This is a genomic window from Nocardiopsis sp. TNDT3, from assembly GCF_003427465.1.
GTDB classification, from domain to species: domain Bacteria; phylum Actinomycetota; class Actinomycetes; order Streptosporangiales; family Streptosporangiaceae; genus Nocardiopsis; species Nocardiopsis dassonvillei.
The window spans coordinates 1-7,584 of record NZ_QPFC01000377.1 but is presented as its reverse complement, the minus strand read 5'-3'; the positions used below and the strand labels follow the sequence as shown (position 1 = coordinate 7,584).

The window sequence follows — 7,584 nt, the reverse complement described above, 5'->3', positions numbered from 1 at the left end:
GACAGCCCCGACAGCCCCGACAAGGAGACGTATGCCCAGCCGAGCCCACGAGATCCCTCTACGGATCATCCAGAACCAACCAGCCCTGGCCTCAGTGCTACTCAAGGAGTCCTTGGGATTCGACGTCCCCCACCACACCGAGGCGCTGCCCACCACCTCAGTTCTCACCAACTGTGACCCGAAGGAACTCAACAGCGACGGAGCCACACTGCTACGCGACGGGAACCGCAACGTGCTGGCGGTCGTCGTGGAACGCCAGCACGATCGGGACAAGGAGAAGCGGGCGAGCTGGCCCGCTTACCTGGTCAACCTGCACGTCCGTCTGGAGTGCCCCGCCGTGCTCGTAGTCCTGTGCCCTGACGACGCTATGGCGCGATGGTGCGCCAAACCCATCAGCATCGGTCATCCCGACTTCGTGCTGAGGCCGTTGGTGATCGGCCCTGGCAACACTCCCGTCGTCACCGATGTGGAGCGGGCACGCGCGATGCCCGAACTCGCGGTGCTGTCGGCCTACGCCCACGGGGACACCGATTCGCGCACCCTGAAAACGGTGGTGGAGGCGCTCGACTCCACTGCTCCGAAGAACCGCACGTTCTACTATGACTACGTACTGGCCGGTCTCCAGGAGGCCGCCCGGAAGGAGTTGGAGGGCTTGATGGCCTTGGACACCTACAAGTGGCAGAGCGACTTCGCCCGCAAGTACGTCGGTATGGGCCGGGAAGAAGGCCGAGAGGAGGGTCGTGAGGAGGGTCGCGCGGCCGAAGCGGCGAACAGCGTCCTGCTCTTCCTCGACGCACGCGGCCTGACCGTCCCCGACGAGGTCCGCCAGCGCGTCAGTTCCTGCACCGACCTGGAGACCCTGCGCATGTGGGCCCGTCGCGCCAGCGAGGTCGAGCGCGCTGAGGACATCTTCGGCTGACACGCCCGCGACCAGCGCAAAGGTTTCACGTGAAACCTCGCTGAGCTGCGGGAACGAGGCAGCCACCGTCCCGTATCCGATCGGGACGGTGGCCTGTCGCGATGTCCCTCCCGCTACCGGAGGGGCGCCGCGATCCCCCAGAGATTACCGGGTCCGGTTCCGCCGTCGACGGGACCTTCGCCCCTCAGGAGGAGGTGCTCAGGTCCACCCGGCGCAGCAGCTGGGCGTTGAGCGCCACGATGATCGTGGACAGGCTCATCAGCACCGCTCCCACGGCCGGGGCGAGCACGATCCCGACCGGGGCCAGCACCCCGGCGGCCAGCGGGACGGCGACGACGTTGTACCCGGCGGCCCACACGAGGTTCTGCACCATCTTTCGGTAACCGGCCGCCGACAGCCCGCGGACCGCCACCACGCCGCGCGGGTCGTCCGAGGCCAGCACGACCCCGGCGGACTCGATCGCCACGTCGGTGCCCGCGCCGATCGCGATGCCGACGTCCGCCCTGGCCAGGGCGGGCGCGTCGTTCACACCGTCGCCGACCATCGCCACCCGGTTCCCCCTCGACTGGAGGTCGCGGACCACGGCGTCCTTCTGGTCGGGCAGGACCTGGGCGAAGACCTCGTCCAGACCGAGCCGCTCGGCCACGGCGTCGGCCACGTTGCGGGCGTCGCCGGTCACCATCGCGACGCGCACGCCCCGCTCCTGGAGCCGCCGGACGGCCTCGGCCGACTCGGGGCGGACCTCGTCGGCCAGCGCCAGGGCACCGGCCACCCCGCCGTCCACGACCACGTGCAGCACCGTCGCGCCGCGCTCGCGCCAGGGACCGGTGCGTCCGGCCAGGTCGTCCGGCTCGGTGAGGCCGAGCGACTCCAGCAGGGCCGGGCCGCCCACCTGCACGTCGGAGCCCTCGACCGAGGCGCGGACACCGCGCCCGGTCAGCGACCGGAAGCCGGTGGCGGCGGGCACCGCGCCCGCCTCCCGCGCCGCCCGGACGATCGCCCTGGCGAGCGGGTGCTCGGAGTCGGCCTCGACCGCACCGGCCAGGGCCAGCACCCGCTCGGAGGCGTGCCCGGAGGCGGCGGAGGTGTCGGTGACGGCGGGGGCGCCCTTGGTCAGGGTGCCGGTCTTGTCGAAGAGCACGGTGTCCACGAGGCGGGTGCGCTCCAGGGCCATGCGGTCCTTGACCAGGATGCCGTTGCGGGCGGAGACGGCCGTGGAGATCGCGATGACCAGCGGGATGGCCAGCCCCAGGGCGTGCGGGCAGGCGATGACCAGGACGGTCACGGTGCGTTCGACGGCCTCGGTGACCTCGCCGAACAGGGTCCACACGGCGGCCGTGAGCACGGCGGCGACCAGGGCGAACCAGAACAGGAGGGCGGCGGCCCGGTCGGCCAGCGCCTGCGAGCGCGAACGGGACTCCTGCGCCTCGCTGACGAGCCGCTGGATACCGGCCAGGGCCGTGTCCTCGCCGACGGCGTCGACGCGGACCCGGACGGCGGAGTCGGTGGCGACGGTCCCGGCGACGACACGGTCGCCCTCGGAACGGGTGACCGCGCGGGACTCACCGGTGATCATCGACTCGTCCATGGCGGCGCCGCCCTCGACCACGGTGCCGTCGGCCGGGACGCGCCCGCCGGAGCGCACCAGAACGGTGTCGCCGGTGCGCAGGTCGGCGAGGCCCACCTCCTCGACCCCGCCGTCGGCGCCGACCCTCTCGGCGCGGTCGGGCAGGAGCGCGGCCAGGGCCTCCAGGGCACCGGACGCCTGGCCGAGGGCGCGCATCTCCAGCCAGTGGCCGAGGAGCATGACCACGACCAGCAGGACCAGTTCCCACCAGAAGTCGAGTTCCATGCCCACCACGCCGAACGTGGCGAGCACGCTGGAGCCGAAGGCGACGGTGATCGCCATGGCGACCAGGGTCATCATGCCGGGCCTGCGCTCGCGGAGCTCGCCGACGACACCGGAGAGGAAGGGCCAGCCGCCGTAGAGGTAGACGACCGTGCCGAGGACCGGCGGCACCCAGGTCAGCGCGGAGGGGACCTGGTAGCCGAGCCAGCCGGAGACCATGTGGCTGGTGAGGACCACGGGAACGCTGAGCAGCAGGCTCCACCAGAAGCGGGTCCGGAACATCGCGGCGTGGTCCCCATGGCCACCGTGACCCCCATGACCGCTGTGGCCACCGTGACCGGCGTGCTCACCGTGTCCGGGGGCGTCCCCGTCACCGGCGTGCTCATCGGCGCTGCTGGGACCTTGGCGATCCCCGTGGCTGGAGCGCTCACCATGCCCCGGAGCACCGGCGTGAGCCGTGTGCGTGCCGTGACTGGCGTGCCCCTCATGCCCCTCGTGTGTCTCATGAGCTGAGGGGTCCGTGTACCCGGCACGCTCCTCGGAGCTCTCGTCCCGCCCCCGGCCCCGGTCTCCTCCGTGGCCGTGCGGTCCCTGTCCACCTGCGGTCATGTCGTTCTCCCCCTCACTCTCGCAACATACCCCTTGGGGGTATCTAAGGGACGGATGTCCACCCCGTCGGCGTGTCACTACAAGCAATATACCCCCAAGGGGTATTCCTACAAGGGATGACGGTTCATTCCCCGTTCCGGAACCGGCATCTCCCGCCACGGCCGCCGCCCCGCCGGAGGGAACGGGACAGTCCGCGCCCGACCCCGAGCCCGGATGTCCAGCACGGCGCCACCCGACACGGCGCCCCCACAGCACCCCGCGGACAGCGCCGCCCCGCACGACACCGCCCGGGTTCCCTGCCGGGGCGCCGGGGTAGGCCGATGCCGAGTGGACCTGGAGGGACACCATGGCCGGACACGGGATCGACGAACGCGGGCTCCTGAGCGGACCGAACACCACCGAACGCCCCCGGACCACGAGCACCGCGGTCTACACGGCCCACTTCGACGCGCCGCCCGACCGGGTCTTCGCGTTCTGCACGAGCCGGTCGGGCCTGGAGGACTCCATGCCCGGCGGGGTACGCGTCCTGCGCTGGCCCGAGGCGGGCTTCGCCGAGGGCGAGACGATGGTGATGCGCTGGCGCCTGGCCGGGCTCCTCCCCGTACGCTGGGTCGGCGTCATCGACTCCTTCGAGGAGGGCGACCACTTCACCGACCTCCAGCTGCGCGGTATGTTCCGGTACTTCCGGCACACGCACACGACGGCGCCCGAGGGGGCCGGGACCGCCTACACGGACCGGGTGGAATTCGCCAGCCTCTTCGGTCCCATTGTGGACAGAACCGTACTAAGGTTTGTGATGGACCGGATGTTCCTGCAACGTCTGGCCCGCATGCGGGAACTGGTGGAGGCCGGAGCCTGACCGCGGGGAGCCCTTCCGGCTTCCCCACGTCGGTTCCACGGACCCGCCAGCGCCCCCACCAGCACGTACGCGGAGGCGTCGACACGTCGGCGCACCCGGCCCCGTCCCGGACGGGCGTCGGGACCGCGGACAAGCGCGGCGCCCGCCGGACCGGGTCCGACGGGCGCGGTGCCACGGGCGGGAGAGCGGCTCAGTCCCTCGCGGGAAGCGCGCCGTCCCCCTCGCCGTACCAGGGCCACCACTGCGTGGTGCGCCCGGACGGGATCATCCGGTCCAGCCGGATGGTCACCCTCAGTGCGAAACCGCCCGCGACCATCCCCGCCATCAGATCCGTGAACCAGTGGAAGTGCAGGTAGATCGAGACGATGGACTGGAGCAGGGCGATGCCGACGATGCAGTACGCCAGGCGCCGGATGATGTGCGGCCGGGCCGCCCCGAACCGGATGATCAGGAAGAGCACCAGGCCGTAGATGAGGATCGCGTTCGCCCCGTGCCCGGACGGGAAGGCCACGTTGCCCGGCCCCATGAAGAAGTCGGGGTTGAAGTTCTTGGCGTGTCCCCGGTTGATGGCCAGCTTCATCACCGACACCAGGGACATCATCCCCACGACGCCGACCGCGCCCAGCACGATCGGACGCCAGCTGCGATGCCAGTAGGCCAGCTGGAGCGCGGTGACGCCCAGGACCGGCAGCGCGACCGCACGGGAGGCGACGGTGTCCGGCCACAGGATCATGGGTTCGCGGAGCGTGTCCCAGTAGGGCCGGGGCAGCTCGTTCAGGAAGTTGTCGACCGGGTGCAGCGGTCCCGCGGCCAGCATCGTCATGACGAGCAGGGCCACGGCGAGCATGATGGCGACGCGGTCCGACGCGATACCCCACGCGATCTCGCTCACACTGGGCCAGCGGACCGGGCGCACGACGGGCCGCCCAGGGTCGTACACGGTGGTACGCACCATGGGGATCGGCCCGCTGTAGGGTCCCGGGAGCGGTGTCGCCCGCTCTTGCCTGTCGTGTGGCTCGGTCAACTGCCTCGCCCGTGGATGTCGTCGTGTCCTCGAAGAGTGCGTCATGTGCTCAGTGCTGTCTCACACGTCGTGGGCTTGCCTGTGGCACTTGTGAAGCGTGGGGGACGGGCTAGCCGTGGTTACTGGAACTGATCTGACGTCCTCAGCGCCGACTCGGGGTGGACATGACGGAGAGTTCACTACTCTCCGCCCACTCCGTTCGACGGCCGGTCCTTCGGACTGGTTCACTACGTCGTGACCGGCCTCTGGGCAGGATCGGCGTCCGAGGAACAAGGGGTGTCGACAGTGGCGTCTACGGTGCGCCTGGTGCTCGGCCCGAACCAGTCGGCGCGGACCGCTTGAGCGCGGGTGAAGGCGGCGCGGGTCGGGGCGCCTCATCGAACTCCTCGTCGTTACGTGCGTCACGCTCCGTACAGCTTTGTGTGAATATTGCCGACAGATGAGCCTACCCGGACAGTTCCCCCTGTCGGTGGTGTGGTGGCCCACGTACGTTCGCCGCCACCTCGGACTTTGCCCCAAGCCCCGACACTGGACGTTGGCGGTTCACCGCCATGCGACCTGTTCGTGAGCCTTCCGTTAGCGGTTCGAGGCCTGCTGTCCGGTTGACCCGCGGGTGTGTGGCACTCTTCAAGGAGTTTGTACGACGCTGAGTGAGCCGGTCCGCGCACGGGCCGTGTGCTGGACGTGGAACGGAAGGGCTCTGGATGGTCGACCTGCCCCAGCTGCCGGATGATCCCTCCAAGCTGGCTCGCGAGCCGCTCAGGGAGCAGATCCGGCAGGTACTGGTCGAGGGCCTGCTGTCCGGTCGCTGGCAGCCCGGAGAGCGGATCGTGGAACGCCGCGTCGCGACGGAGCTGAGGGTGAGCCAGGCCCCGGTGCGCGAGGCGCTGCGCGAGCTGGAGACCCTGCGCCTGATCGAGACCGTCCCCAACAAGGGCGCCCGGGTGCGGGCCTTCGGGGTCCAGGACATGGCGGAGATCTACCCCGTGCGCGCCGGACTGGAGCTGGTCGCGGCGCAGTTGGCCGCGCCCCGACTGGCCGAGGACCCCTCCCCCCTGGAGCGGGAGGTGGAGGCGCTCCAGCGGGCGACCGCCCAGGGCGACGTGTCCGAGCAGATCCGGCACAGCGTGGAGTTCCACCGCGAGGTCGTGCGCGCCGCCCACAACAGCGTGCTGCTGCACACCTGGGAGTCACTGGGCGTGGAGGTGTGGACCGCGCTGTCGGTGCGCTGGCTGAACATGGAGCTGCACGCCAAGGCCGCCGACCACGCCCAGATCACGCGCGCCTTCATCGAGGGCGACCCCTCGGTGGGGCAGATGCTCAGCGACCACGTGCTCAACTACGTGGAGGCGGCGCTGAAGTCCCACGAGAGCGCCCGCTGACCCCTGGCCCCTCCGCCGCCCGACGCCACCGGCCCGTGGGAGCGCGGTGACCTGCCCCGTCGCACCGAAACCGGACCTTCTGGCATAGAGTTGTATTGATCGATCATCGATCAGACCGTAGAGTGTGCGCGACACACATCACACACGAGCGGACCCCTCCCGGGCAAGCGGAGTCGTTCATCCGGCCGGTGGACGAACCCGTGCGACCGGCACCGCCGCGCCGGGCCACGGACGCATACGCCGGTGCAGACCGGGAAGCAATGCGGCAGGGGTTCTGCGGACAACTGCACACGAGACCCCACCAGCGCTTCGTGTCCGGGGGAGGACGAGCCACCTCCCCCGGGACGCGCCCCGCAACAGCCACAGAGCGCCGCCACCGCATGAGCCGGGTGGCTGCGCACGCCACGGTCGCACCCGACAGCGCGGCCACGGCGGGCCTGGCACCCCGGTCCACAGACCCGGGGCCCCAGGCCTTCTCGTACGTAGAAAGGCACACCATGGCTGACACGGCCAAGCCGAAGGGCCGCCCCGCCAGGTCCTCAGGGACCCGGCGGCGCACCACCCGCAAGGACACCTCCCCCGGCCTCGCTGACGAGAAGCCCGACACCCTGCTCGACTACTACCGCCAGATGCTGTTCATCCGGCGGTTCGAGGAGCGCACGGCCCAGGCCTACACCCAGGCCAGGATCGGCGGCTACTGTCACCTCAACCTCGGCGAGGAGGCCACGGTCGTCGGCCTGATGACCGCCCTCCAGGAGCGCGACTACCTGTTCACGAACTACCGTGACCACGGGTACGCGATCGGCAAGGGCATGGACCCCAAGCGGGTCATGGCCGAGCTCTACGGGCGCGTCGACGGCGTGTCCAAGGGCTGGGGCGGCTCGATGCACATGTACGACACCGAGACCCGCATGCTCGGCGGCTACGGCATCGTCGGGGGGG

The 7,584-nt window shown here is 70.5% G+C and carries 7 protein-coding genes; 5 read left to right on the top strand and 2 right to left on the bottom strand.

What is annotated here, in order from left to right; genetic code table 11:
- Positions 1-31 precede the first annotated feature (31 nt).
- Positions 32-919 carry a hypothetical protein gene (locus DQW06_RS10025; RefSeq protein ID WP_071623089.1) on the top strand — a complete coding sequence of 296 codons (888 nt, stop codon included), beginning with the start codon at positions 32-34 and terminating at the stop codon, positions 917-919.
- A gap of 184 nt (positions 920-1,103) precedes the next feature.
- On the opposite strand, the gene DQW06_RS10020 is transcribed toward DQW06_RS10025, so the two are convergent.
- Positions 1,104-3,050 (bottom strand): heavy metal translocating P-type ATPase, encoded by a 1,947-nt coding sequence (locus DQW06_RS10020; protein WP_117198338.1) that lies wholly within the window; start codon positions 3,048-3,050, stop codon positions 1,104-1,106.
- Positions 3,051-3,065: 15 nt separating this feature from the next.
- On the opposite strand from DQW06_RS10020, the gene DQW06_RS10015 reads away from it, so the two are divergent.
- The gene (locus DQW06_RS10015; protein WP_157983395.1) at positions 3,066-3,281 is read left to right on the top strand and encodes a hypothetical protein; all 216 of its coding nucleotides are present in this window, start codon (positions 3,066-3,068) and stop codon (positions 3,279-3,281) included.
- Positions 3,282-3,723: 442 nt separating this feature from the next.
- Positions 3,724-4,236, top strand: a complete 513-nt coding sequence (locus tag DQW06_RS10010; RefSeq protein WP_071623091.1) for an SRPBCC family protein — start codon at positions 3,724-3,726, stop codon at positions 4,234-4,236.
- 190 nt (positions 4,237-4,426) lie between these two features.
- Here DQW06_RS10010 and DQW06_RS10005 read toward each other — a convergent pair whose 3' ends face one another.
- Entirely contained in the window at positions 4,427-5,191 is a 765-nt protein-coding gene (locus DQW06_RS10005) for a phosphatase PAP2 family protein (protein WP_013155793.1), read from the bottom strand.
- A gap of 773 nt (positions 5,192-5,964) precedes the next feature.
- Here DQW06_RS10005 and DQW06_RS10000 point away from each other — a divergent pair.
- On the top strand, positions 5,965-6,642 hold the full coding sequence (locus DQW06_RS10000; RefSeq protein ID WP_013155794.1) for a GntR family transcriptional regulator: 678 nt from the start codon (positions 5,965-5,967) through the stop codon (positions 6,640-6,642).
- A gap of 497 nt (positions 6,643-7,139) precedes the next feature.
- Positions 7,140-7,584 (top strand): thiamine pyrophosphate-dependent enzyme (locus DQW06_RS09995; protein ID WP_255418227.1); only part of this gene is annotated, 445 nt, incomplete at its 3' end.